Annotated in this window: 18 protein-coding genes; 11 read left to right on the plus strand and 7 right to left on the minus strand. The window is 73.2% G+C overall.

Going from position 1 to position 23,181, the window contains the following annotated elements:
- Positions 1-47 precede the first annotated feature (47 nt).
- The 5 genes from frdA to AC3AQ1_RS12510 all read left to right on the plus strand — a co-directional run bounded on the left by frdA (position 48) and on the right by AC3AQ1_RS12510 (position 4,718).
- Positions 48-1,865, plus strand: coding sequence for a fumarate reductase (quinol) flavoprotein subunit (gene frdA / locus AC3AQ1_RS12490; protein ID WP_108719245.1), 1,818 nt, complete (start codon positions 48-50; stop codon positions 1,863-1,865).
- Positions 1,865-2,647, plus strand: a complete 783-nt coding sequence (locus AC3AQ1_RS12495) for a succinate dehydrogenase/fumarate reductase iron-sulfur subunit (RefSeq protein WP_370445283.1) — start codon at positions 1,865-1,867, stop codon at positions 2,645-2,647. The genes frdA and AC3AQ1_RS12495 overlap by 1 nt, the downstream gene beginning before the upstream one ends.
- Positions 2,644-3,192 carry a fumarate reductase subunit C gene (locus AC3AQ1_RS12500; RefSeq protein ID WP_108719246.1) on the plus strand — a complete coding sequence of 183 codons (549 nt, stop codon included), beginning with the start codon at positions 2,644-2,646 and terminating at the stop codon, positions 3,190-3,192. The genes AC3AQ1_RS12495 and AC3AQ1_RS12500 overlap by 4 nt, the downstream gene beginning before the upstream one ends.
- Positions 3,189-3,560, plus strand: a complete 372-nt coding sequence (gene frdD / locus AC3AQ1_RS12505; protein ID WP_108719247.1) for a fumarate reductase subunit FrdD — start codon at positions 3,189-3,191, stop codon at positions 3,558-3,560. Before AC3AQ1_RS12500 ends, frdD begins: the two co-directional genes overlap by 4 nt.
- Before the next feature lie 123 nt (positions 3,561-3,683).
- Positions 3,684-4,718, plus strand: coding sequence for a hypothetical protein (locus AC3AQ1_RS12510; RefSeq protein WP_108719248.1), 1,035 nt, complete (start codon positions 3,684-3,686; stop codon positions 4,716-4,718).
- A gap of 19 nt (positions 4,719-4,737) precedes the next feature.
- Here the strand turns inward: AC3AQ1_RS12510 and AC3AQ1_RS12515 are convergent, their stop codons facing one another.
- Positions 4,738-5,586, minus strand: a complete 849-nt coding sequence (locus AC3AQ1_RS12515) for an exonuclease domain-containing protein (protein WP_108720200.1) — start codon at positions 5,584-5,586, stop codon at positions 4,738-4,740.
- Between the two features lie 83 nt (positions 5,587-5,669).
- Here AC3AQ1_RS12515 and AC3AQ1_RS12520 point away from each other — a divergent pair, with 83 nt between their 5' ends.
- The 5 genes from AC3AQ1_RS12520 to AC3AQ1_RS12540 all read left to right on the plus strand — a co-directional run bounded on the left by AC3AQ1_RS12520 (position 5,670) and on the right by AC3AQ1_RS12540 (position 11,481).
- Complete coding sequence (locus AC3AQ1_RS12520; protein WP_108719249.1) at positions 5,670-6,794, plus strand: GuaB3 family IMP dehydrogenase-related protein; 1,125 nt, start codon at positions 5,670-5,672, stop codon at positions 6,792-6,794.
- Between the two features lie 416 nt (positions 6,795-7,210).
- The gene (pfkB, locus tag AC3AQ1_RS12525; RefSeq protein WP_108719250.1) at positions 7,211-8,188 is read left to right on the plus strand and encodes a 1-phosphofructokinase; all 978 of its coding nucleotides are present in this window, start codon (positions 7,211-7,213) and stop codon (positions 8,186-8,188) included.
- 1 nt (position 8,189) lies between these two features.
- Complete coding sequence (locus tag AC3AQ1_RS12530) at positions 8,190-8,639, plus strand: PTS sugar transporter subunit IIA (protein ID WP_108719251.1); 450 nt, start codon at positions 8,190-8,192, stop codon at positions 8,637-8,639.
- Positions 8,639-10,150, plus strand: coding sequence for a PTS fructose transporter subunit IIC (locus AC3AQ1_RS12535; protein ID WP_108719252.1), 1,512 nt, complete (start codon positions 8,639-8,641; stop codon positions 10,148-10,150). Before AC3AQ1_RS12530 ends, AC3AQ1_RS12535 begins: the two co-directional genes overlap by 1 nt.
- Before the next feature lie 296 nt (positions 10,151-10,446).
- The gene (locus tag AC3AQ1_RS12540; RefSeq protein ID WP_108719253.1) at positions 10,447-11,481 is read left to right on the plus strand and encodes an Acg family FMN-binding oxidoreductase; all 1,035 of its coding nucleotides are present in this window, start codon (positions 10,447-10,449) and stop codon (positions 11,479-11,481) included.
- A gap of 110 nt (positions 11,482-11,591) precedes the next feature.
- On the opposite strand, the gene AC3AQ1_RS12545 is transcribed toward AC3AQ1_RS12540, so the two are convergent.
- Genes AC3AQ1_RS12545 through AC3AQ1_RS12555 form a run of 3 tightly spaced genes read right to left on the minus strand, consistent with a single transcriptional unit; the run spans position 11,592 to position 17,379 of the window.
- A complete protein-coding gene (locus AC3AQ1_RS12545; RefSeq protein ID WP_108719254.1) occupies positions 11,592-12,782 on the minus strand; it encodes an acetate/propionate family kinase in 1,191 nt (396 codons plus the stop codon).
- Positions 12,779-14,890 carry a phosphate acetyltransferase gene (gene pta, locus AC3AQ1_RS12550; RefSeq protein ID WP_108719255.1) on the minus strand — a complete coding sequence of 704 codons (2,112 nt, stop codon included), beginning with the start codon at positions 14,888-14,890 and terminating at the stop codon, positions 12,779-12,781. Before pta ends, AC3AQ1_RS12545 begins: the two co-directional genes overlap by 4 nt.
- On the minus strand, positions 14,887-17,379 hold the full coding sequence (locus tag AC3AQ1_RS12555; RefSeq protein ID WP_108719256.1) for a phosphoketolase family protein: 2,493 nt from the start codon (positions 17,377-17,379) through the stop codon (positions 14,887-14,889). The genes pta and AC3AQ1_RS12555 overlap by 4 nt, the downstream gene beginning before the upstream one ends.
- 202 nt (positions 17,380-17,581) lie before the next feature.
- Between AC3AQ1_RS12555 and AC3AQ1_RS12560 the strand changes: the two genes are divergently transcribed.
- On the plus strand, positions 17,582-18,421 hold the full coding sequence (locus tag AC3AQ1_RS12560) for an SURF1 family protein (RefSeq protein WP_159096540.1): 840 nt from the start codon (positions 17,582-17,584) through the stop codon (positions 18,419-18,421).
- Positions 18,422-18,469: 48 nt separating this feature from the next.
- Here the strand turns inward: AC3AQ1_RS12560 and AC3AQ1_RS12565 are convergent, their stop codons facing one another.
- From AC3AQ1_RS12565 to AC3AQ1_RS12575, 3 genes are all read right to left on the minus strand, one after another.
- Positions 18,470-20,209, minus strand: a complete 1,740-nt coding sequence (locus AC3AQ1_RS12565; protein WP_108719258.1) for an ABC transporter ATP-binding protein — start codon at positions 20,207-20,209, stop codon at positions 18,470-18,472.
- Positions 20,206-22,050 (minus strand): ABC transporter ATP-binding protein, encoded by a 1,845-nt coding sequence (locus AC3AQ1_RS12570; RefSeq protein WP_108719259.1) that lies wholly within the window; start codon positions 22,048-22,050, stop codon positions 20,206-20,208. Before AC3AQ1_RS12570 ends, AC3AQ1_RS12565 begins: the two co-directional genes overlap by 4 nt.
- A gap of 135 nt (positions 22,051-22,185) precedes the next feature.
- Entirely contained in the window at positions 22,186-23,172 is a 987-nt protein-coding gene (locus AC3AQ1_RS12575) for a hypothetical protein (protein WP_108719260.1), read from the minus strand.
- Positions 23,173-23,181 lie beyond the last annotated feature (9 nt).

Raw genomic sequence — 23,181 nt, forward strand, 5'->3', positions numbered from 1 at the left:
CCGCCCACCCCGCGCACCAACCGTCCCACCCCCGAAGAGGAGAGCACATGCAGACCGTCAGGGTCGACGTCGCGATCGTCGGAGGTGGTGGGGCGGGCCTGCGCGCCGCCATCGCGGTGGCGGAGCGCTACCCCGACCTGTCGATCGCCCTGATCTCGAAGGTGTACCCGATGCGGTCCCACACCGTGGCCGCCGAGGGTGGCTCCGCGGGTGTGGTGGGAGAGGGCGACTCCCTCGAGAAGCACTTCAACGACACGGTGGCGGGCGGGGACTGGCTGAGCGACCAGGACGTCGTGCAGTACTTCGTGGAGCACGCGACCGAGGAGATGTACCAGCTGGAGAAGTGGGGCATCCCGTGGAGCCGGCGTCCGGACGGCCACGTCAACGTGCGCCGGTTCGGCGGCATGAGCCAGCCGCGGACGTGGTTCGCCGCGGACAAGACCGGCTTCTACATGCTGCACTCGATGTTCCAGACCTCGCTCAAGTACCCGCAGATCGTGCGGTACGACGAGTTCTTCGCACTCGAGGTCGTCACGGACGACGAGGGCGGCACCGAGCGGGCGCGCGGCGTGCTCGCGTACACGATGCGCGACGGCTACCCGGTGCTGTTCGAGGCGGGTGCGCTGGTCATCACCACCGGCGGTGCGGGGCGGATCTACGGCAGCAACACCAACGGGGCGATCTGCACCGCCGACGGCATGGGCATGGCCTACCGCGCCGGGGTTCCGCTGCGCGACATGGAGTTCGTGCAGTACCACCCGACGGCGCTGCCCGGCTCGGGCGTCCTGCTCACTGAGGGCGCCCGCGGCGAGGGCGGCATCCTCGTGAACAAGGACGGCTACCGCTACCTGCAGGACTACGGCCTCGGCCCCGAGACACCGCTGGGCCACCCCGAGAACAAGTTCATGGAGCTCGGGCCGCGTGACCGCGTGTCCCAGGCCTACTGGCACGAGCTGCAGAAGGGCCGCACGCTCGAGACCGCGCACGGCCCCGCCGTCGGGCTCGACCTGCGCCACCTCGGTGCGGCCTACATCCACGAGCGGCTCCCGCTCATCGTCGAGCTCGCCGAGCAGTACCTGGGCCTGGACCCGGTCAAGGACGTCATCCCCGTCCGGCCCGCCGTGCACTACACGATGGGCGGCATCCGGGTCGGGCTCGACGCCTCCTCGTCGCTGCCCGGCCTCTACGCCGCGGGCGAGTGCTCGTCCTCGGGGCTGCACGGGGCGAACCGGCTCGGCTCCAACTCCCTCGCCGAGCTGTGCGTGCTCGGCAAGGTCGCGGGCGAGCAGGCGGGCGCGTTCGCGGTGCTCGACCCGGTGCGGCCCTCGATCGGCGTGCGCTCGCGCGCGGCCGACGTCGCCGACCGGTACGTCGCGATGATGGGCGCCGGCACCGAGGACCCCGCGGCGATCCGCCGCGAGATGAACGCCGCGATGGACGCCGGGCTCGGCATCTACCGCACGGGCGACGGGATGCGCGAGGCGGTGTCGCGGATCGCGGCGCTGCAGGAGCGCTACGCCGACGTCCGCGTGTCGGACACCTGCCCCGTCTACAACACGGACTGGACGCAGGCGATCGAGCTCGGGCACATGCTCGACGTCGCGCACGCCATGGCCGCCTCCGCCCTGGCGCGCGAGGAGTCGCGCGGCGCGCACCAGCGTCTCGACGGCTTCGACAAGCGCGACGACGAACGCTTCCTCGCGCACACGCTCGCCACCCGCGACGTGCAGGGCCACCCGGTCGTGTCCTACGAACCGGTCGTGATCACGACGTCGCAGCCCGCCACCCGCGCGTACGGTGCGGCCGGGCAGGCGCCCGGCAAGGCGGCGACCGCTGAGACCCCGACGATCCCGAAGGAGGCGTGATGGCTCACAGCGAGGCCGGCGGCGTCATGACCGTGGAGGTGCAGCGTTACCGCCCCGACGTCGACGACGCCCCGCGGCTCGTGTCCTACGAGGTCCCCTGGACCCAGGACACGTCCGTGCTGGACGCCCTCAACTACATCAAGGACGAGCTGGACTCCTCGATCACGTTCCGGTGGAGCTGCCGGATGGCGATCTGCGGCTCGTGCGGGTTCATGCTCAACGGCGAGCCGAAGCTCGGCTGCGAGCAGTTCCTGCGCACGTACGCGCCCGGCCCGCTGCGGATCGAGCCGTTGGCGAACCACGCCGTCGAGCGCGACCTCGTGGTGGACCTCGAGCCGTTCATGACGAAGCTCGCCGCCGTCGAGCCGTACCTGCACCCGGATCCGACGGGGACGCCCGAGCCGGGCAACCTCCAGACGCCCGAGCAGATGACCCGCTACGGCCAGTTCGCGGCGTGCATCAACTGCATGCTCTGCTACGCCGCGTGCCCGCAGGTCGGGCTCGCCACGGACTTCCTCGGCCCGGCGGCCATCACCGCGGCGGTCCGCTACAACAAGGACTCCCGCGACTTCGGCAACGCGCAGCGGCTGCCGCTCCTGGACCAGGAGGACGGCCTGTGGCCGTGCACGTTCGTCGGCGCGTGCTCGACGGCGTGCCCCAAGGGTGTCGACCCAGCCGCCGCCATCCAGCAGGCCAAGTTCGCGGCGACGATGGACTGGGCCACCGAGTTCGTGATGCCGCACCACGGCGCACCCGGAGCGAAGGACGGTGGTCACGCATGACCGGAACACCGACCTCGGGCCCGACCGGCCCGAGGCCCGAGGACACCCGACCCGCGCCGGCGCGCACCCTGGACGTCGGACGGCTCGCGCAGGCGGACCGCGTGGCCCGGCGGCGCGAGGAGGGCACCGGCGCGGGGGACGGCACGGTGAGCCAGCGCAACCCCTACCGCCCGACCATGAAGCGGACCTGGTTCCTCGCGACCAAGGAGTACCGCGCGTACTTCCTGCGGGAGGGCGCCGCCGTCGTCGTCGGCCTGTTCGTGCTCAACCTCATGCTGGGCATGGTCTCGATGGCCGCGGGACTGGACTCCTGGACGTGGTGGGTGGAGCTGCAGCGCAACCCGTTCGTCCTCGTGCTCAACGTGCTCGCGCTTGCCGCCGCCGTGCTGCACACCGTGAGCTGGGACCAGCTCACGCCGTCGATCATCAAGGTGCAGCGAGGCACCCGGTTCCTCGCGGACGGCTGGATCATCGCGCAGCAGGTGCTGCTGCTGGTGATCTTCGCCGCGGTCATGGTGGCCTGGCTGGGAGGTGCGTGGTCATGAGGCGCTGGGCGGGGCGGACGAACGAGCCGCTGTTCTGGGGTCTGTTCGGCGGCGGCGGCATGGTGTCGGTCTTCCTCATGCCGGTGCTCATCGTGATCTTCGCGTTCCTCGTGCCGTTCGGGGTGTTCGGGGGCGCCGAGGGCACCTACGAGACGATGCACGGCGTGCTGACGAACTGGTTCGTGGCGCTCGTGCTGTTCGTCGTGCTCGCGCTCGTGCTGTGGCACGCCGCGCACCGGTTCTTCCACTCCCTGCACGACCTCAAGATCCACCCGCCGGAGATCGTGCGCGTGGTGATCTACGGCGTCGCGCTGCTCGCGCCGGCGATCGGGTACTCGCTGTTCCTCGTCGAGGCCGCCACGTCCTGACGCGGGTGGCGCGTCCTGCGCGCAGCGGTGCCGGGCGGCGTGCGCCGGGACCTCCGGCCGTCGTCCGGCGTGGCGCGGCACCGATATCGTCGGACTCATCGTCCGCGACCCAAGGAGGCCCTCGTGTTCGAACGTCGCCGGATCATGGCGGCTCTGGAGGACGCGGTGCTCGCACCCTCCATCCACAACTCCCAGCCGTGGCGGTTCCGGATCGTGGGCGAGGAGGTCCACGTCAGCCTGGACGCGTCGGTGACGCCCCGGTTGGTCGACCCGTCGGGCCGCTGGGCGCTCGCGTCGATCGGCGCCGTCGTCGCCGGTCTCGAGATCGCGCTCGCGGCGCGCACCGGCCACGCCAGCGAGACCACCTTCTTCCCCGAGGGCACCGAGGCGCCCGGCGGACCCACCGCCGGGGGTCAGGCGTGGGACGGCGCGACGCTCGCCGTCGTGCGCACGGGCGACGGCGAGCCCGGCGACGCGAGCCGGCTCGCCGCCGCGATGCCCCAGCGCCACACGACCCGGGAGCCGCTGCGCGCCGGCGGACCCACGAACGAGGAGTGGGCGTTCGTGCTGGCGTCCGCGGCCGGCCCGGCCGCGGCCACCGCGCGGTCGGGGCTCCGCGCCGAGCGCGCTGAGAGCGCGCTCACGATCACGCTGGTGGAGCTCACCGCACGCGCGGACGCCGAGCGCGTCGACGACCCGGCGTACCTCGCCGAGGTCCAGGCCTGGATCGACCGCGAGGGCCGCGTCGGGATCCCGCACCAGTCCGCGGGCCCGGCCGACTCCGCCCACCACTACCCGGGGCGCGACTTCGCGCAGAGCCTGTCCGGACGGGCCGGTGAGGCGGGGGAGAAGGAGTTCGAGTTCCCGCCGTCGCTGCTGCTGGTGACCACGAGCGAGGACGGTCCGCTGGACCAGGTTCTCGGCGGGTACGGGATGCTGCGGGCCATGCTCGCGGCGACGTCGCTCGGTCTCGGCACCGGCGTGCTCGGCCAGGCGCTCGAGGAGCCCGCGTCGCACGCCGCGGTGGACGCCGCGGCCTCGGGGTCGCTCGGGCACCGCGCCGTGGTGCACCAGATCCTGCGGCTCGGCCACCCCGACCAGCCGCTGTCGCCGGGGCACACCCAGCGGCGGCCGGTGAGCGAGGTCGTGCTGCGCTGAGGGCGGGGCGGTGGGCGGTTCAGCCCGCGACCAGGTCAGCCACGGGCCGGTCGACGCGGTGGGCCGCGGCGGCCGCGCGAGCCCGCGCCACGATGTCCGCGACGACGTCGGCGGGCAGCGCGTACGCGCCCTGCAGCGGCCAGCTGCCGTCCGCCGGCGGACGCTCGAACCCGTTCTCCAGCAGCCAGGCGTTGAAGCCCTGCGCCCAGCGCCAGTGCGCGCGGACCTGCCGCTCGTGCATCGCGACGAGGTCCACCTCGGCCAGCTCGGGGAAGCGGGCCACGAGCGCGCCCAGCACGTCGAGCGTCGCCTCGACGTCGACGTCAGCGGCGTGCAGGTCGCCCGAGGCGACCACGCCGTAGAACTGCGCGAGGTTCTCCAGGCGCCGCTTGCCGGGCCGGTAGCGGTCCAGCGCGCGGTCGAGCACGAGCGGGTCGATCGCGGGTCCCGGCGTCCGGCCCAGCCGCTCGGTCACGGTGCGCAGGCCGTGCCGCGCGAGCTCGTACTCGAGGATCGTCAGATCGAAGGCGGCGTTGTACGCGACGACGGGCACGCCGTCGGCCATCGCTCCCGAGATCGCGACGGCGAGCTCCTCGAGCACCTCCGCGGGCGGACGGCCGTGGCGGCGTGCGTACTCGGTGGTGATGCCGTGGATGGCGCTCGCGGCCTCGGGGATCTCCACGCCGGGGTCGATCACCCAGGTGCGCGTGCGGGACAGGCCGTGCAGGCCCTCGCGGATGACGAGCGCGGCGGTGACGATCCGGTCGTTCGTCACGTCGACCCCGGTGGTCTCCGTGTCGAACCCGACCAGTCGGCCGGCCGCCCAGCCGACCGCGCGGCCCTCGCGCGCTGCACTCGTCACCGTCATGCCCACACTCTCGCACCGGCCACCGACACCGTGGGGACGACCCGCCCGGTGCGTGCCGGAGCGACCCACTAGCCTGGGTCACCGTGAGCAACGAGATCGAGATCGGTCGCGGCAAGCGCGGACGCCGCGCGTACACCTTCGACGACATCGCCGTCGTCCCGAGCCGGCGCACGCGGACGCCCTCGGACGTCTCGGTCTCGTGGCAGATCGACGCGTACCAGGTGGATCTGCCCGTCGTGGCGGCCCCGATGGACTCCGTCATGAGCCCCAGCACCGCGATCGAGCTCGGTCGCCTCGGCGGCATCGGCGTGCTCGACCTCGAGGGCCTGTGGACCCGGTACGAGGACCCCGAGCCGCTGCTCGAGGAGATCGCGACCATTCCCGCGGGCGACGCGACCCGGCGGATGCAGGAGCTGTACTCCTCGCCGATCGTGCCCGAGCTCGTCACCGAGCGGATCCGGGAGATTCGCGCCGCCGGCGTCACCGTCGCGGGTGCGCTCTCGCCGCAGCGCACGCAGGAGCACTGGCGCGCGGTCGTCGGGGCGGGCGTGGACCTGTTCGTCATCCGCGGCACGACCGTCTCGGCGGAGCACGTGTCGACGTCCGCCGAGCCGCTCAACCTCAAGCGCTTCATCTACGAGCTCGACGTCCCCGTGATCGTCGGCGGCGCCTCGACGTACACCGCCGCCCTGCACCTGATGCGCACCGGCGCCGCAGGCGTCCTCGTCGGGTTCGGCGGCGGCGCCGCGATGACGACCCGACTCAGCCTCGGCATCCACGCGCCGATGGCCACCGCCGTCGCGGACGTCGCGGCCGCGCGCCGCGACTACCTCGACGAGTCCGGCGGCCGGTACGTCCACGTGATCGCCGACGGATCGGTCGGCCGGTCCGGCGACCTCGTCAAGGCCATCGCCTGCGGCGCCGACGCCGTGATGCTCGGCGCCGCGCTCGCGCGCTCGACCGAGGCGCCCGGCCGCGGCTGGCACTGGGGGAGCGAGGCCCACCACCCCGACCTGCCGCGCGGCGAGCGGGTGCGGGTCGGCACGGTCGGCACGATGGAGGAGATCCTGCACGGCCCCGGCGGCCGGGCCGACGGCACCCTCAACCTCATCGGCGCGCTGCGCAAGGCGATGGCGACCACGGGCTTCTCCGACGTCAAGGAGTTCCAGCGGGTCGAGGTCGTCGTCTCGCCGTACTCCCCGCGCTGAGACGCGCGGGCGACGCGGCGCGGGGATCGCGTGCCCTGGTGACGGCCGCCGAGGGGTGACTCGCGGCGCAGGGTGCCCGGAAGGTGCAGCTCATGGTGCGCGCCGGCACCCCGCGGCGACGCGCTACGGGCATCTGGGGTACGAACGGCAGGACGTCGAGGTCCACGGCCGCTGACTGGCCGGCTCACGGAGTGATCGCCCCCGACACCGTGGGGCGCTAGCACGGTTCCCTTCCGCGACCGCTGAACCCTGGCCTTGCCCGTTTCTGTCCGAAACGGACCGGACGACCCCACTTTCGCCGGGACTCTTGACGCCTGTGCGCTATACGGGCAGACTCGGACACGCGACAACGAGAGTCGGACCGAATCGGCGCGAAGCAGCGCCAGCCGAAGGAGCCCAGCGATGGACGAGCAGCGATGATCGTCACCCTCACCCCCAACCCGAGCATCGACCGCGCCTACGACCTGGACCACCTGCTCGTCGGTGAGGTCAACCGCGCCGCCGCGGTGCACGTGGACGCGGGCGGCAAGGGCATCAACGTCTCCCGCGCGCTGCACGCCGCGAGCATCCCGACCCGTGCGGTCCTGCCCGTGGGCGGGCCCGACGGCGAGCTCCTCCTCGCGCTCCTCGCGCAGCTCCGCGTGCCCACCGTCCCCGTCCCCGTCGAGGGCGCCACCCGCTCCAACATCACGCTCGTCGCCGGCGACACCACGAAGGTCAACGCGCCTGGCCCGAACCTCGACGACGCTGCTCGCGACCGGCTCCTGCGCGCCGTCGCGGACGCCGTCGCCCCGGGCGACGTAGTCGTCGCCGCGGGCAGCCTGCCCGCGGGCGTGGCCCCCGACCTCTACGTCCGCCTCGGCGGGCTCGTGCGCGAGCGCGGCGCGGGCCTCGTGCTGGACACCTCCGGGCCGGCGCTGCAGCAGGCGGTCGCCGCCGGCGGGCTTGCGCTCATCAAGCCGAACGACGAAGAGCTCGCCGAGCTCGTCGGCCGCGAGCTGCCCACCGTGGGGGACGTCGTGACCGCCGCTCGCGAGCTCGTCGCCACCGGCACCGACCGGGTCCTCGTGAGCCTCGGCGCGCACGGCGCGCTCCTCGTGAGCGCCGACGGCTCGTGGTGGGCCGGCGGACCCGCGCTCGTCGCAGCCTCGACGGTCGGCGCGGGCGACACCACGCTCGCGGGCTACCTCGCGGCCTGCACCAGCGGGCACGGCGCCGACTCGCGCACCGACCTGGCCGCCGACTCCGCCCACGCGCTGCGCACCGCCGTCGCGTGGGGCCGGGCCGCCGTCCAGCTTCCTGGCACCGCGGTGCCGACCCCCGATCTCGTCCGGGCCGACGAGGTCCGGATCCTCACGACCCCCGATCCCACCACCCCCATCAAGGAGATGTGACATGGCAACGCCGCTGATCACCGCCGACCTCGTGGCCGTCGACCTGGACGCGACCGACAAGGAAGCCGTCGTCGCCGTCCTCGCCGACAAGCTCGCCGCCGCCGGGCGCGTGAGCGACGCCGCCGCCTTCGCGGCCGACGTCAAGGCGCGCGAGGCGCAGACCGCCACGGGCATGCCCGGGAAGATCGGTCTCCCGCACGCGAAGTCCGCCGCTGTGCTCGCCCCGAGCCTCGCCGTCGCGACCGTCCCGAACGGCGTCGACTTCGGCGGGCCCGACGGCGCGGCCACCCTGGTCTTCCTCATCGCGGCGCCCGCCGAGGGTGCCAACGAGCACCTGCAGATCCTGGCGAAGCTGGCCCGCAAGCTCGTGAACCCCACGTTCACCGGGTCGCTGCGCGACGCCGGCGACGCCCAGTCCGTGTCCGACATCGTCAACGAGGCGGTCGCCTGATGAAGTTCGTTGCTGTCACCTCCTGCCCCACGGGCATCGCCCACACCTACATGGCGGCCGAGGCCCTCGAGCAGACCGGGAAGGCGGCCGGCCACGAGGTCGTCGTCGAGACCCAGGGCTCGATCGGCTCCGACCCGATCGACCAGGCGGTCATCGACGCGGCCGACGGCGTGATCTTCGCCGCCGACCTCGAGGTCAAGGGTCGCGAGCGGTTCGCCGGCAAGCCCACGATCGACGTGGGCGTCAAGCGCGCCGTGCACGAGCCGGCGAAGGTCGTCGCGGAGGCCGTGGCCGCCGTCGAGTCCGGCGTCGTGACCGTGCCCGCCGCGGGCGCCGTCTCGGGCGGCCCCGGCACCAAGGTCGACAAGAACGCCAGCACGCTCACCAAGGTGCGTCAGTGGCTCATGACGGGCGTGTCCTACATGATTCCGTTCGTCGCCGCGGGCGGCATCCTCATCGCGCTCAGCTTCATGCTCGCCCAGGTCGCGTGGGGTGGTGCGGAGGGCGCCATCGAGGTCACCAAGCTCGACGCCGCCACCGTGTTCTCGAGCTTCGACCCCACCTCGCTGCAGGAGTGGTCGGTGGTGCTGCTCAAGACCGGCCAGCTCGCCTTCGGCTTCCTCGTGCCGGTGCTGTCGGGCTTCATCGCCTACGCGATCGCGGACCGGCCCGGCCTCGTGCCCGGCTTCGTCGGCGGCGCAGCGGCGGGATTCGTCGGGGCCGGCTTCCTCGGCGGTCTCGTCACGGGCTTCGCGGCCGGCTTCCTCGCGCTGTGGATCAGCCGCTGGAAGGTCCCGAAGGGCCTGCGCGGCGTGATGCCGGTGGTCGTCATCCCGCTGCTGTCCTCGTTCGTCATCGGCATCCTCATGCTCGTGGTGATCGGGCGGCCGATCGCGTCCGCGATGGAGGGACTGTCCAGCTGGCTCACCGGTCTGTCCGGCGGCAGCAGCGTGCTGCTCGGCCTGCTGCTCGGCGCCATGATGGGCTTCGACCTCGGCGGCCCGGTGAACAAGGTGGCCTACGCGTTCGCCGTCACCGGCCTGGCGACCGAGGGCCTCGCGGCCGACGCCACGCAGTACAAGATCATGGCTGCGGTCATGGCGGCCGGCATGGTGGCCCCGCTCGCGATGGCGCTCGCCACGACCGTGCGCAAGAACCTCTTCACCGAGATCGAGCGCGAGAACGGCAAGGCGGCCTGGCTGCTCGGTGCGTCGTTCATCTCCGAGGGCGCGATTCCGTTCGCGGCGGCCGACCCGTGGCGCGTCATCGTCTCCTCGGTCGTCGGCTCGGCCGTCACCGGCGGGATCACGATGGCCTTCGGGTCCACTCTCGTCGCCCCGCACGGCGGCATCTGGGTCCTCCCGCTGATCGGGAACGCGTTCGGGTTCCTCGTCGCGCTGGTGATCGGCACCCTCGTCACGGCCGCGATCGTCATCGTGCTCAAGAGCATGCGCGACGCCCGCGCGGTCGCCGAGGAGGAGGTCGTCGACCCGATCGCCGCCACGGCCTGAGCCCAGCGCTCATCGCGACGCCGCCCCTGCTCCGTCGGGGCGGACCCCCGGTCGCGTCGGTGCGTCGACGCGTCAGCCCCCGGGGGAGGAGGGTCCGGGTCCGCAGGTGCGGACCCGGACCCTCGTGCGTCCCGAGCCCTCGTGCCGCCCGCACCCCCCGGGACACGGCGGACCCGGGCCCTAGTGCCCGACCCCCTCGGGTCCGCAGCCCCTACGGTGGACAGTAGGGGTGCACACCACCCCTACGGTGAACAGGGGCGACCGGCGCCCCCAGGCAAGCCAGGTTCGGAGGACCGATGGTCGAGCAGGACCGCATCATCAGCGCCATCGAGGACGCCACGTACGCGTCCTCGATCCACAACAGCCAGCCGTGGCGGTTCACGGTGCTCGGCGACGCCGTGGCCGTGAGCCTCGACCCCGACGCCACCCCCCGCACGGTCGACCCGTCGGGCCGCTGGGCGCTCGCGTCGATCGGGGCCGTGCTCGCCACGCTCGAGATCGCGCTCGTCGCCCGCACCGGGCTCGCGACGAGCACGGAGCTGCGGGTGGGGGACGCGCCGAGCGACGGCGAGCTCGCCGGGGGCCAGGCGTACGGTGGCCGTCCGCTCGCCATCGTGCAGGTCGGCGACGACGCGGCCCCCGCGGCCGTCAAGGCGCAGGCGGAGCGCCTCGCCCCGACCGTCCGCGAGCGCTTCACGACGCGCGCACCGCTCACCGGCGGCGCCCCGACGCAGGCCGAGTGGGCCGCGCTCAGCGCGGCGGCCGGCGCGTCCGAGCTCGTCACCGGCACGCCCGCACCCGAGCCGCTCGTGCGCACCCTGCTCGCCCTCACGGCCGAGGCGGAGGTCGCACGCCAGGACGACCCCGACTACCTCGAGGAGATCGAGCGCTGGGTCGACAACGAGTCCCACACGGGCATCCCCTCGGCGGCCATCGGACTGCCCGACGCGGAGGGCAAGATCCCGCTGCGGGACTTCACGCAGACCCCGATGGGCTCGGCGGCGAGCGGTGAGGCGACCTTCTTCGAGGACCCCGCCGCGCTGCTCGTGCTGACCTCGGCCTCGGACGCCCCGGTGGACCAGCTGCTCGGCGGCTACGCGATGCAGCGCGTCATGCTCGAGGCGACCGCGCTCGGGCTCGGCATCGGCGTGCTGGGCCAGGCGCTCGAGGAGCCCGACTCGCGCGAGAAGGTGGACGCCGCGGTGTCCGAGGCGCTCGCCTCGCCCGAGCCGGTCGTGGTGCACCAGGTGCTGCGGCTCGGCCACCCGGCCGGCGAGCTGGCCCACGTGCGGACCCCGCGTCGGCCGGTCAAGGACGTCATCCTCGGCTGACCGGCGCGCGCCCGGCGGACGCACCCACGAACGTACGACGGCGAGGAGCGCAACCCGCTCCTCGCCGTCGTACGTCTGTGTCCGCGTGTGCGTCTGCAGCGGAACCGCCGCTACACGACCGCGAGCACCTGCCGCGTGATCTCGAGCTCCTCGTTCGTCGGCACGACGGCGACCGTCACCGGAGACCCCTCGCGCGAGATCACGGTCGGCTGCTTCACGCGACCGGCGTTGCGCTCGGGGTCCAGTTCGATGCCGAGGTGCTCGAGCCCCTCGAGCGCTCGCGCGCGCACGACGTCGTCGTTCTCGCCGATGCCGGCCGTGAACACGACGACGTCGAGGCCGCCGAGCTCGGCGAGGTAGGACCCGATGTACTTCTTGAGGCGCTGCGCGTAGACGGCGAGCGTGAGCTCGGCGTCGGCGTCGCCGGACGCGCGCAGCGCGTGCAGCTCGCGCATGTCCGTGACGCCGGACAGGCCGCGCACGCCCGAGCGGCGGTTGAGCAGGTCGTCGATCTCGTCGACCGACATGCCGGCGTTGCGGTGCAGGTGGAACACGACCGCCGGGTCGATGTCGCCCGAGCGGGTGCCCATGACGAGCCCCTCGAGCGGCGTCAGGCCCATCGAGGTGTCGATCGCCGCGCCGCCCCGGACCGCGGACGCGGACGCGCCGTTGCCCAGGTGCAGCACAATCGTGCGCAGCTCGGCGAGGTCGCGGCCCAGGAACGCGGCCACCTCGGTCGAGACGAACTTGTGCGACGTGCCGTGCGCGCCGTAGCGGCGGACCTGGTGCTCCCGCGCGACTTCGCGGTCGATCGCGTACGTCGCCGTCTCCGGCGGCAGGCCGGCGAAGAACGCGGTGTCGCAGACCACCGCGTGCGGCACGCCGGGCAGCAGGCGGCGCGCCACCCGCACGCCGGTGAGGTTGGCCGAGTTGTGCAGCGGCGCGAGCGGCACGAGGGACTCGATGGCGGCCTCGACGGCGTCGTCGACCACGGTCGCCCTCGTGAAGAACGTCCCGCCGTGCACCACGCGGTGCCCGACGGCGACGATCCCCGCGTCCTCCAGGTGCGGTCCGAGCTCGGCGAAGAGGCCGAGCACGGTCTCGAGGGCGGCGGTGTGGTCGGCCACCGGCAGGGTCCGGGTCGCCTTGTAGTCGCCGACGACGTGCTGGACGTTCGACCACTCCTCCCCGACCCGGTCGATGATGCCGGAGGCGAGCGCCTCTTCCGAGTCGGCGTCGACGAGCTGGTACTTCAGCGACGAGGAGCCGGAGTTGAGGACGAGAACGGAACGGGCGGTCATGCGGTGGCCTCCTGGAGGGCGGGTGCGTCGGCGGCTGCCTGCGCGGCAGGTTCGCCGGATCCCTGGGCCTGGATCGCGGTGATGGCGACGGTGGTGATGATGTCCTTGACGGTCGCCCCGCGGGACAGGTCGTTGACGGGCTTGTTCAGGCCCTGGAGCACCGGTCCGACGGCGACGGCGCCGGCCGAGCGCTGCACCGCCTTGTACGTGTTGTTACCGGTGTTGAGGTCGGGGAAGATCAGCACGGTGGCCTTGCCGGCGACGGGCGAGCCCGGCATCTTCGAGGCCGCGACGCCCGGGTCGACCGCCGCGTCGTACTGGATCGGCCCCTCGACGACGAGCTCGGGTGAGCGCGTGCGGACGATCTCCGTCGCCTGGCGCACCTTGTCCACGTCCGCGCCGTGCCCGGACTCCCCGGTGGAGTAGGACAGCATCGCGACCCGGGGCTCGACGCCGAACTGCACCGCGGAGCGGGCCGAGGAGATCGCGATGTCCGCGAGCTGCTCGGCGTTCGGGTCGGGGTTGACCGCGCAGTCGGCGTAGACCAGCACCTTGTCCGCGAGGCACATGAAGAAGCACGAGGACACGATCGAGACGCCGGGAGCGGTCTTGATCGTCTCGAACGACGGCTTGATCGTGTGCGCCGTGGTGTGCTGCGCGCCCGAGACCATGCCGTCGGCGAGCCCGAGGTGCACCATGAGCGTGCCGAAGTAGGAGACGTCGACGATGATCTCGCGCGCCCGCTCGACCGTCATGCCCTTGTGGGCCCGCAGCCGGGTGTACTCCTGGGCGAACGGCTCGAGGTGGTCCGACGTCGCGGGGTCGAGCACCGTGGCCGCGGAGATGTCGAGGCCGAGGGCCGAGGCGCGCGTGCGCACCTCGGACTCGACGCCGAGGATCGTCAGGTCGGCCACGCCGCGGGACAGCACGGTGGACGCCGCGCGCAGGACGCGGTCGTCGCCGCCCTCCGGCAGGACGATGTGCCGGCGCTCGGCGCGGGCGCGCTCGTAGAGCGTGTGCTCGAACATGAGCGGCGTGACGACGTCGGACGGTTCGACGTCGAGCGCCTCGAGCACGGCGTCGCCGTTCACGTTCTGCTCGAACGTGCGCCGCGCGAGGTCGACCTTGCGCTGCGAGCCCGAGCTGATGAGGCCACGCGTGCCGGCCACCAGCTTGGCGGCTGTGAACGTGCCGAGCTCGGTCCGCATGATGGGCAGCCGCCGGCCGAGGCTGGCGACCAGACGCTCCACCTGCGGCGCGAGTTCGAAGCCGCCGTTGAGCGCGACCCCGGACAGCGTGGGGAAGTCCCCGGCGCTCTGCGCGGCGAGCAGCGCCACGATGGCGTCGGACCGGTCGGCCGGGGTGAGGACGAACGAGCCCTCCTTGAGCCGGTCGAGCAGGTGGTCGATGCCCATGGCACCGACCAGCATGTGCTCGGCCTCGCGGTCCAGCAGGCCCTCCTCGCCCGAGACGAGCGTGCCGTCCAGGGACTCCATGAGGTCGCGGACCGACGGCGCCGACAGGAGCGGGATCTCCGGGAGCGTCCACACCGGCACGTCGCCGGACAGCTCGTCCGCGACCTGCGCGAGCTCGTCCGGCTCGCACCGGTTCGCGACGATCGCCGCGACGTGGGCGTGGTGCGCGTGCACCTCGCTGCTCGCGACCTCGGCGACCTGGCGGACCTGGCCGGGCGTGCGGCCCTGGCCCCCGACGACGAGCAGCACGGGTGCGCTGAGGTTGGCCGCGATGCGGGCGTTGAACGCCAGCTCGGTGGGCCCGGCGACGTCGGTGTAGTCCGACCCGACCACGACGAGCACCTCGCACCGCTCGCTCAGGGCGCGCGCCTTGGTGAGGATCGTGTCCATGGCGGCGTCGGCGTCGGCGTGCACGTCCTCGTAGCGCACTCCCACGCAGTCGGAGTACGGGAAGTCCACGCCGTCGTGGCGCAGGAGCATCTGCAGCACGGCGTCGTCGTCGGAGGAGACCATCGGGCGGAACACCCCGACGCGCTGCACGCGGGTGCTGAACAGGTCGAGCAGGCCGAGCGCGACGGTCGACTTGCCGACGTTGCCCTCCGGGGAGAGCACGTAGACGGAACGGGCGCTCACTCGTTGTCACCCCCGGTCGCGACGGTGGCGTCGACGGCGCTGGAGTCGGACTGGTCCTGGGCGTCCGGCCACACCCACTGGGACACCTCGGGCAGGTCCTCGCCGTGCGTGCGGGTGTAGGCGCGAGCCTCGATCCGCTTGTCCTCCATCCGCTGGCGCAGCGCGGCGTGCCGGTCGGCCAGACCGGGCACCCGGTCGATGACGTCGATGACGAGCTTGAACCGGTCGAGGTCGTTGAGCATGACCATGTCGAAGGGCGTGGTCGTGGTGCCCTCCTCCTTGTAGCCGCGCACGTGGATGTTCGCGTGCGTGGTGCGGCGGTAGGTGAGGCGGTGGATGAGCCACGGGTAGCCGTGGTACGCGAAGATCACGGGCACGTCCGTACCGAACACGGCGTCGAAGTCGCGGTGGTTCAGCCCGTGCGGGTGCTCGGTGTCGTCCATGAGACGCATGAGGTCGACGACGTTGACCACGCGGATCTTCAGGTCGGGGATGTTCTTGCGCAGCAGGTCCGCCGCGGCGAGCACCTCGAGCGTGGGCACGTCGCCCGCGCAGCCGAGCACGACGTCGGGCCGCTCGCCGTCGACCTCGCTGCCCGCCCACTCCCAGATGCCGAGGCCGCGCGTGCAGTGCGCGATCGCCTGGTCCATCGTGAGGAACTGCGGCGCGGGCTGCTTGCCCGCCACGACGACGTTGACGTAGTCGCGGCTGCGCAGGCAGTGGTCGTAGGTGGACAGCAGGGTGTTGGCGTCCGCCGGCAGGTAGACGCGCACCACCTCGGGCTTCTTGTTCACGACGTGGTCGATGAAGCCGGGGTCCTGATGGCTGAAGCCGTTGTGGTCCTGACGCCACACGTGGCTGGACAGGAGGTAGTTCAGCGACGGGATGGGTCGGCGCCACGGGATGTCGGACGTGACCTTGAGCCACTTGGCGTGCTGGTTGAACATCGCGTCGATGATGTGGATGAAGGCCTCGTAGCAGCTGAACAGGCCGTGCCGACCGGTCAGCAGGTAGCCCTCGAGCCAGCCCTGGCACTGGTGCTCGGACAGCATCTCCACGACCCGGCCGCGCAGCGCGAGCAGGTCGTCGGTGTCGCCCTCGTGGTAGTCCGCGTTCCAGACCTTCTTCGTCACCTCGAACACGTTCTGCAGGCGGTTGGACGCGGTCTCGTCGGGGCCGAAGATGCGGAAGTTGTCCGGGTTGAGGCGGACCACCTCGCGCAGCCACTCGCCGAGCACCTTGGTGTTCTCGTGGATGCCGGAGCCGGGCACGGGGACCGGCACGGCGAAGTCGCGGAAGTCCGGCAGGCGCAGGTCCTTGGTGAGCAGGCCACCATTGGCGTGCGGGTTGGCGCTCATCCGCAGCTCGCCGGCCGGGGCGAGCGCGGCGATGTCCTCATCGAGCACGCCGTTCTCGTCGAACAGCTCCTCGGCCTTGTAGGACTGCAGCCAGTCGGCCAGCACCTGGAGGTGCTCGGGGGTGTCCCGGGCGCTCGCGAGCGGCACCTGGTGCGCGCGCCAGGAGTCCTGCGCCTTCTTGCCGTCGATGTAGGCGGGGCAGGTCCAGCCCTTGGGCGTGCGGAAGATGATCATCGGCCACTCGGGCCGCGTCTCGTCGCCCGCGGCCGCGCGCTCCTTGATCGCGACGATCTCGTCGAGCACCTCGTCCAGCAGCGCGGCGAACCGGCCGTGGATGGAGGCGAAGTCCTCGTCGTCGAACCCGGCGACGAACTCGTGCGGCTTGTGGCCGTAGCCCTTCATGAGGGAGTGCAGCTCGTCGTCGGAGATGCGCGCCAGCACCGTGGGGTTGGCGATCTTGTAGCCGTTGAGGTGCAGCACCGGCAGCACCACGCCGTCGGTGGCGGGGTTGAGGAACTTGTTGGAGTGCCAGCTCGTGGCGAGCGGGCCGGTCTCGGCCTCGCCGTCGCCGACGACGGTGAACAGCAGCAGGTCCGGGTTGTCGAAGGCGGCGCCGTAGGCGTGCGAGAGCGCGTAGCCGAGCTCACCGCCCTCGTGGATCGACCCGGGCGTCTCGGGCGCGACGTGGCTCGGGATGCCGCCGGGGAAGGAGAACTGCTTGAACAGCCGCTGCAGCCCCTCCTCGTCCTGGGTGATGTGGGTGTACGTGTCGCTGTACGTGCCCTCGAGGTAGGAGTTCGCCACCAGGCCGGGGCCGCCGTGCCCGGGGCCGGTGATGTAGACGGTCGACAGCGACCGCTCCGCGATGGCGCGGTTCATGTGCGCGTAGAGGAAGTTCAGGCCGGGCGTGGTGCCCCAGTGGCCCAGCAGACGCGGCTTGACGTCGTCACGCGTCAGCGGCGTGCGCAGCAGCGGGTTGGCGATGAGGTAGATCTGACCGACCGACAGGTAGTTGGCGGCGCGCCACCACTTGTCGATGCGTTCCAGCGTCGCGGGGTCGAGCTCGGAGTCGGGGCGGCTGTGCCACCCAGAGGTCGTCGTGTCCGAGGGGGGCGTCTGCACCGTAGCCATGGGGCCTAGCCTGCACTGTTTCGCTCCCCGGGGCGAGGGTTGTTCGTCCCGCGCGCGAAACCCGCCGATGCGGTAGCTCCTAGGCGAACGGTGGCGCGGCTCACATCCCGTCGCGTGGCTGCGGCCCAGCGGAGGCACGACGGCGTGGCGCGCCTCACAGCGCCGGGCCGCCCGGCGCCCGGCCGGAACGTAGGCTGGAGGGGTGAGTCAGCCAGCCCCGCCAGGCGCGCCGTCGCGCGAACCGGGGGTGCGCTCACCCCAGCCGCCCAAGCCACCGCGCCCCTCGTGGCGCGAGCTGCTCGCCGCCGCCGGCACCCGGCGGATGCTCGGGCTGCTGGCCCTCCTCGTCGTGGCGGCCGTGGTCTGCGCGCGGCTCGGCGCCTGGCAGATCGACCGTGCGTTCGAGCGCGCCGAGGCCGCCCGGGCGTCGGAGGAGGCCGCGACCAGCGGCGCCGACCCCGTGCCGCTCGCGTCCGTCTTCGAGCCCGGCGCCCACCTCATGGGCGTGCACGTCGGCGTCCCCGTCACCGTGACCGGCACCTACGAGCCGCAGGAGGGGGTCCTCGTCCCCGGCCGGGTGGTCGACGGCCAGGAGGGGTACCTCGTGGTGACCCCCCTGCGGACGGACGATCCGGACTCGCCGTGGCTCGCCGTCGTGCGCGGGTTCGTCACCGATCCCGCGGACGTGCCTGCGGCGCCCGACGGCGAGCTCACCCTCGTGGGCGGGCTCGACGCGGGCGAGGCGTACGTGCCGAGGGCCGGCCTCGCGGCCGGCGAGCTCGGCTCGATCTCGCCCGCCTACTTCGCGGGGGAGTGGGGGCTGCCGATCTACAACGCCTACCTCGTGCTCACCGACGCCGACGCCCCGATGGAGACCGTGCCGCGGCCGACGCTGGACGACGGCGGCGGCGTCGACCTGCGCAACCTCGCCTACGCGGTGGAGTGGTACGTCTTCGGCCTGTTCGCGCTCGTGGTCTGGTACCGGCTGGTGCGCGACGAGGCGCTCGCGCGGCGCGAGGACGGCGAGGACGCCCGGCCGTAGCCGGTGCGTCCCCGCCGTCCTGGATGCTCGCCGTCGCGCCGCGCGCCGCTACTCGCTCTGCCAGGAGTGCCAGAGCCGCGCGTACGCACCCCCGGCCGCCACGAGCTCGTGGTGCGACCCGATCTCCGTGATCCGCCCGCCGTCGACCACGGCCACCCGGTCCGCGTCGTGCGCGGTGTAGAGGCGGTGCGCGATCGCGACCACGGTGCGGCCCTCGAGCACCCCCGCGAGGGAGGACTCCAGGTCGCGCGCCTGGCGCGGGTCGATGAGCGAGGTCGCCTCGTCCAGCACGAGGGTGTGCGGGTCGAGCAGCACCAGCCGCGCGAGCGCCACCTGCTGAGCCTGGGCGGGCGTCAGCTCGAGGCCGCCCGAGCCCACCGCCGTCTCCAGTCCCTCGGGCAGGTCGCGGACCCAGCCGAGAGCATCGACGGCGAGCAGCGCCTCGTCCATCTCGCGCTCGGTCGCCTGGGCGCGGGCGAGGCGGAGGTTGTCCGCCACGGTGCCGACGAACACGTGGTGCTCCTGCGTGACGAGCGCGACGTGGCCGCGCAGGTCCTCCAGCGGCAGGTGCACGAGCGGCACGCCGCCCACCGTCACGCGCCCCGCGGTGGGCGGGTGCACGCCGGCGAGCATCCGGCCGAACGTCGACTTGCCGGCACCCGAGGGTCCGACGATCGCGAGCCGCTCGCCGATCGCGAGGTCGAGGTCGATGCCGTGCAGCACCGGCACGCCCTCGCGGTAGGCGTACTCGACGTCGCGCGCGACCATGTGCTCGTCGTGCGGCTCCTCGTCGGTCGCCGTGCGGTCGGGCGCGACGTCGCTCACGCCGAAGATGCGGGCGAGGGAGACGGTCGCGACCTGGATCTCGTCGACCCAGAAGATGAGCTCCCAGACCGGGCCCATGAGCTGCACGGTGTAGATCGCCACCGTCGTGACGGCGCCGATCGTGACGTGCCCCTGGGACGCGAGCCAGCCGCCCCACAGCAGCACCACGACGCTCGGGATGCCGAACGCCATGTCGACGGCGGGGAAAAGCACCTGACGCAGCGTGAGCGTCCGGGACTCCTTCTCCACGATGCGGTCGATGTCCGCCTCACCGCGAGCCCGGCGTCGGGCCGCGAGCGCGAGCGCCTCGACGGTGCGCGCCCCCTCGACCGACTCGGTGAACGTGCCGTTCATCGCGGCCCAGGCCGCCGACTCCTCGAGGTAGCGCGGGGTCGCGCGGCGCAGGTACCACCGCACAGCGCCGATGAGCAGCGGCAGCGCGGTGAGCAGCGCGAGCGCCGTGACCCAGCTGACGAGCACGGTGGCGACGACGGTGAGCGCGATGGTCGAGACGGCCACGAGCACCCGGGGGATGCCGAACCGGATCGTGTGCTGCACGCGGTCGACGTCGTTCGTGGTGCGGCTGACGAGGTCGCCCGTGCCGGCCTTCTCCACGGTCGACAGCGGCAGCGACGTCACGGTCTCGATGAACTGCTCGCGCAGCTCGGCGAAGACGCGCTCACCGAGCACCATCGAGGCGCGCTGGGCGTAGCGCACGGTGACGGACTGGGCGACGACGGCGACGACGAGGATCGCCACCGCCTGGTCAAGCGCCGACACCGGGCTGCCCGCCACGACCCCGTCGATGATCCGGCCGAGCAGGAACGGGCCGGCCAGGCCGGCGCACGCGGCGGCGGCCTGGAGCGCGGCCATGCCGACGAAGCCGCGCAGGTGGCGGCGCATCAGCGCCGCCGACTGCGTGCGCAGCTGGGCTGCGTCGGCGACGGGAAGCGTCGTGCTCATCGGGTCTCACCTGCCATCGCGGGGTCGGGTTCGGTCGCGCCGTCGCGGTTGCCCGGCGTCTCGGCCGGGCTGTCGTCGACGCTGCGGTTGACGATCCGGCGGTAGGCCACCGCGGCAGCGGCGGGCTCCCCGGTGAGGTCACCGCGGGCGGCGCGTTCGGCGTCGTGCATGAGGGAGTGGTGGGTGCCGCGGGCGCGCACCCGACCGCCGTCGAGCAGGACCACCTCGTCGGCCTTGTCCAGCACGAGCGGGCTCGCGGTGACGACCACCGTGGTGCGGCCCTCCCGCGCCTGGTGCAGCGAGGCCGCGATGCGCTCCTCGGTGTGGGCGTCGACGGCGGAGGTCGGCTCCACGAGGACGAGCACGTCCGCCTCGGTGAGCAGGGCGCGGGCCAGCGCGACGCGCTGTCGCTGCCCGCCGGACAGCGACCGGCCCTTCTCCTCCAGCCGGCCGGCGAGGCCGTCCGGCACGGAGTCGAGCACGTCGCCCGCGTCTGCCACCGCGAGCGCGGCCGCGACGCGGTCGAGGTCGGGTGCGCCGGTGGCGCGCACGTCGAGCTCCTCGGCGAGCACGCCGGTGAACAGCGTCGGGGTCGCCTCGGAGACCACGACGCGCTCGCGCACGCGGGACAGCGGCACCTCGCGCAGCCGCACGCCGCCCAACGTGGGCGACGGCGCGGGGTCGGAGTCGTCGAACCGGCCCAGGCGGGTGGCCACCTCGGCGCTCGCGTCCGGGTCGGCGCTCACGAGCGCGACGAACGTCCCGGGTGCGACGGCGAGACCGCTCGCCGGGTCGACGAGATCGCCCCGGCGCGGCAGCGGCCGGTCGGTGGTGCCCTCGTCGCTCGTGCGCGGCGTGACCGTGAGGACGCGCTGCACGCGCGCGACGGCGATCCGCGCGCGGGTGAGGATCGAGACCCCCTGCGTGGCCGAGCTGAGCGGGTTGGTGAGGTACGCGGCGTAGCCGTAGAACGCCACGAGCTCGCCGGGCTGGATCTCGCCCGCGACGGCGAGCCGCGCGCCGTACCAGATCACGCCCGCGAGGAAGAGCCCGGGCAGGAGGGTCTGGAGGGAGTCGAGGATCGACTGCGTCCCCGCGACTCGGACGCCCGCCTCGCGCACGCGCTGGCTCTGCTGTGCGTACCGCGCGGTGAAGACGTCCTCGCCGCCGATGCCGCGCAGAACGCGCAGGCCCGCGACGGTGTCGGAGCCGAGCGTGGTGAGCCGGCCGTTCTGCTCGCGGTGCTCCGCCTGGCGCTTCTGCAGCGGTCGCACGACGAGCGCGAGCAGGCCCGCGACGAGCGGGATGCCGAGCAGCACCGCGACGCCGAGCGGCACGGAGCTGGACATGAGGATCGCGGCCACGACGACGTACGCGACGAGGCTGCCGACGAACCGGCCCGCGAAGGCGTAGACCTCCGCGATCCGAGGCGCGTCCGACGCGACGGTCGCGAGCACCTCGCCGGTGGGGACGGTGCGCCGCAGGGACTCTCCGCTGCGGGTCACGGTGCGGTCCAGGAGGCCGACGGTGCCCAGGCACGCGCGCAGCCAGGCGGCGACGTCGGCGCGGTGACTGATCGCGCCGTTGGCAGCGCGGATCACCCACACGCCGAGCAGGACGCCGCACCAGGTCCACAGCTCCGGCCCGAAGCCGTGACCGAGGCCGTCGTCGATGGCCCGGCCGAGGATGTAGGGGGCGATCGCCTGGGTGAGCGCGTTGACGATGCCGAACCCGACGCAGGCCGCGAGCAGCGCGGGTTGCCGGGCCGCGACCCAGCCGAGGTAGCGGCCGGCGCCGCGGGTCGGGGCGCGGTCGGGGAAGGGGCGGTGGAGCTCGAGCACGTGACCACGCTAGGTGGGTCGGGGGCCCCTCACCAAGCCATTTCGAAACGATTCGAGGATCTGGTGCCCCGTTGGTCTTGAGATGGTGCGAGCCACACGTGCGGACGGTCCGGCGTTGACCTGCCCGTGACTCGCTCAGCCGATCGCGACGAGCAACGGGTCCTCCGCCTGCGCCCGGGCGAGGTCCGCGTCGATCGCGGCCTGCGCGACCGCGGCGGCGAGGACCGCCGTCGGCGCGCCGGTGGCGCCGGGCACGGCCGTGGTCAGCGCCTCGCCCAGGGCCGCGTCCTGGGCGGTCCGGGCGGCCTGGATCGCGGAGCGGGCCGCGTCGACGTCGGCCGGCACGCCGCCGCGCAGCGCCTGCGCGTAGGCGTCGTAGAGGTCACCGAGCTCGGTGTTCTGCTGCGCGAGCAGCGCGCACACGTCGGCGAGCGTGGGCACCGGGCAGACGGAGCCGTAGAGCGTGGCGCGCGAGCGCGCGGGTTCGGCGTACGCGGGGCCGATCGCGTCGGCGACCGCGGCCCACTGCGCGGTGTCGGCGGGCAGGCACCCGGTGTCGGCGACCGAGCACGCCCCGAGAAGAGCCTGGTAGGTCGCGAGCCCGGCCTGCTGGTCGAGGGTGACCTGGGCGAGGTCGGGGTGGCCGGCGCACCACGTCGCCTGCGCCGCGGCCGCGTCGGCCACGGCGCCCTGGTAGGTGGTCAGCGCCGCGGCGTCGGAGGTGACCTCGGCCGCGAGCTCGTCGTAGCCCGGCGTGCTCTCGCGCAGGTCCGCGGGCGGGGCGGGTGGACCGGCGAGCGCGGCGACGTCGCTCGCCGTCGTCGCGGCGCGGTCGCACTCCGCGCGCAGCGCCGCGACCTGGTCGGCCGTCTCGTTCGCGGCGCCCGTGGCGAGCGGCGCGAGTCGCACCGCGGGATCGGGCAGCGAGGTCACGACGTCGCCGGACCAGGCGGTCACGTCGGAGCGCCACTGCGCCGCGAGGTCGCGCTGCTCGGCCTGGTCCCGGCTGCGGACGACGAGCACGACCGCGAGGACCACGACGAGGAGAGCAGCCACACCGGCGGCGATCCACGTCCATCGGGAGCGGAGCTTGCGAACGCCGTGCGTCGGCTGTGCTGGCACGCGGACATC

This window comes from Miniimonas sp. S16, assembly GCF_057748195.1.

Coding starts and splice junctions, on each gene's coding strand:
- AC3AQ1_RS12545 (WP_108719254.1), bottom strand. CDS start 12,782: ATGACCGCCCGTTCCGTTCTCGTCCTCAACTCCGGCTCCTCGTCGCTG.
- AC3AQ1_RS12565 (WP_108719258.1), bottom strand. CDS start 20,209: ATGAGCACGACGCTTCCCGTCGCCGACGCAGCCCAGCTGCGCACGCAG.
- AC3AQ1_RS12555 (WP_108719256.1), bottom strand. CDS start 17,379: ATGGCTACGGTGCAGACGCCCCCCTCGGACACGACGACCTCTGGGTGG.
- AC3AQ1_RS12515 (WP_108720200.1), bottom strand. CDS start 5,586: ATGACGGTGACGAGTGCAGCGCGCGAGGGCCGCGCGGTCGGCTGGGCG.
- AC3AQ1_RS12530 (WP_108719251.1), top strand. CDS start 8,190: ATGGCAACGCCGCTGATCACCGCCGACCTCGTGGCCGTCGACCTGGAC.
- pfkB (WP_108719250.1), top strand. CDS start 7,211: ATGATCGTCACCCTCACCCCCAACCCGAGCATCGACCGCGCCTACGAC.
- AC3AQ1_RS12500 (WP_108719246.1), top strand. CDS start 2,644: ATGACCGGAACACCGACCTCGGGCCCGACCGGCCCGAGGCCCGAGGAC.
- AC3AQ1_RS12540 (WP_108719253.1), top strand. CDS start 10,447: ATGGTCGAGCAGGACCGCATCATCAGCGCCATCGAGGACGCCACGTAC.
- AC3AQ1_RS12535 (WP_108719252.1), top strand. CDS start 8,639: ATGAAGTTCGTTGCTGTCACCTCCTGCCCCACGGGCATCGCCCACACC.
- frdD (WP_108719247.1), top strand. CDS start 3,189: ATGAGGCGCTGGGCGGGGCGGACGAACGAGCCGCTGTTCTGGGGTCTG.
- frdA (WP_108719245.1), top strand. CDS start 48: ATGCAGACCGTCAGGGTCGACGTCGCGATCGTCGGAGGTGGTGGGGCG.
- AC3AQ1_RS12495 (WP_370445283.1), top strand. CDS start 1,865: ATGGCTCACAGCGAGGCCGGCGGCGTCATGACCGTGGAGGTGCAGCGT.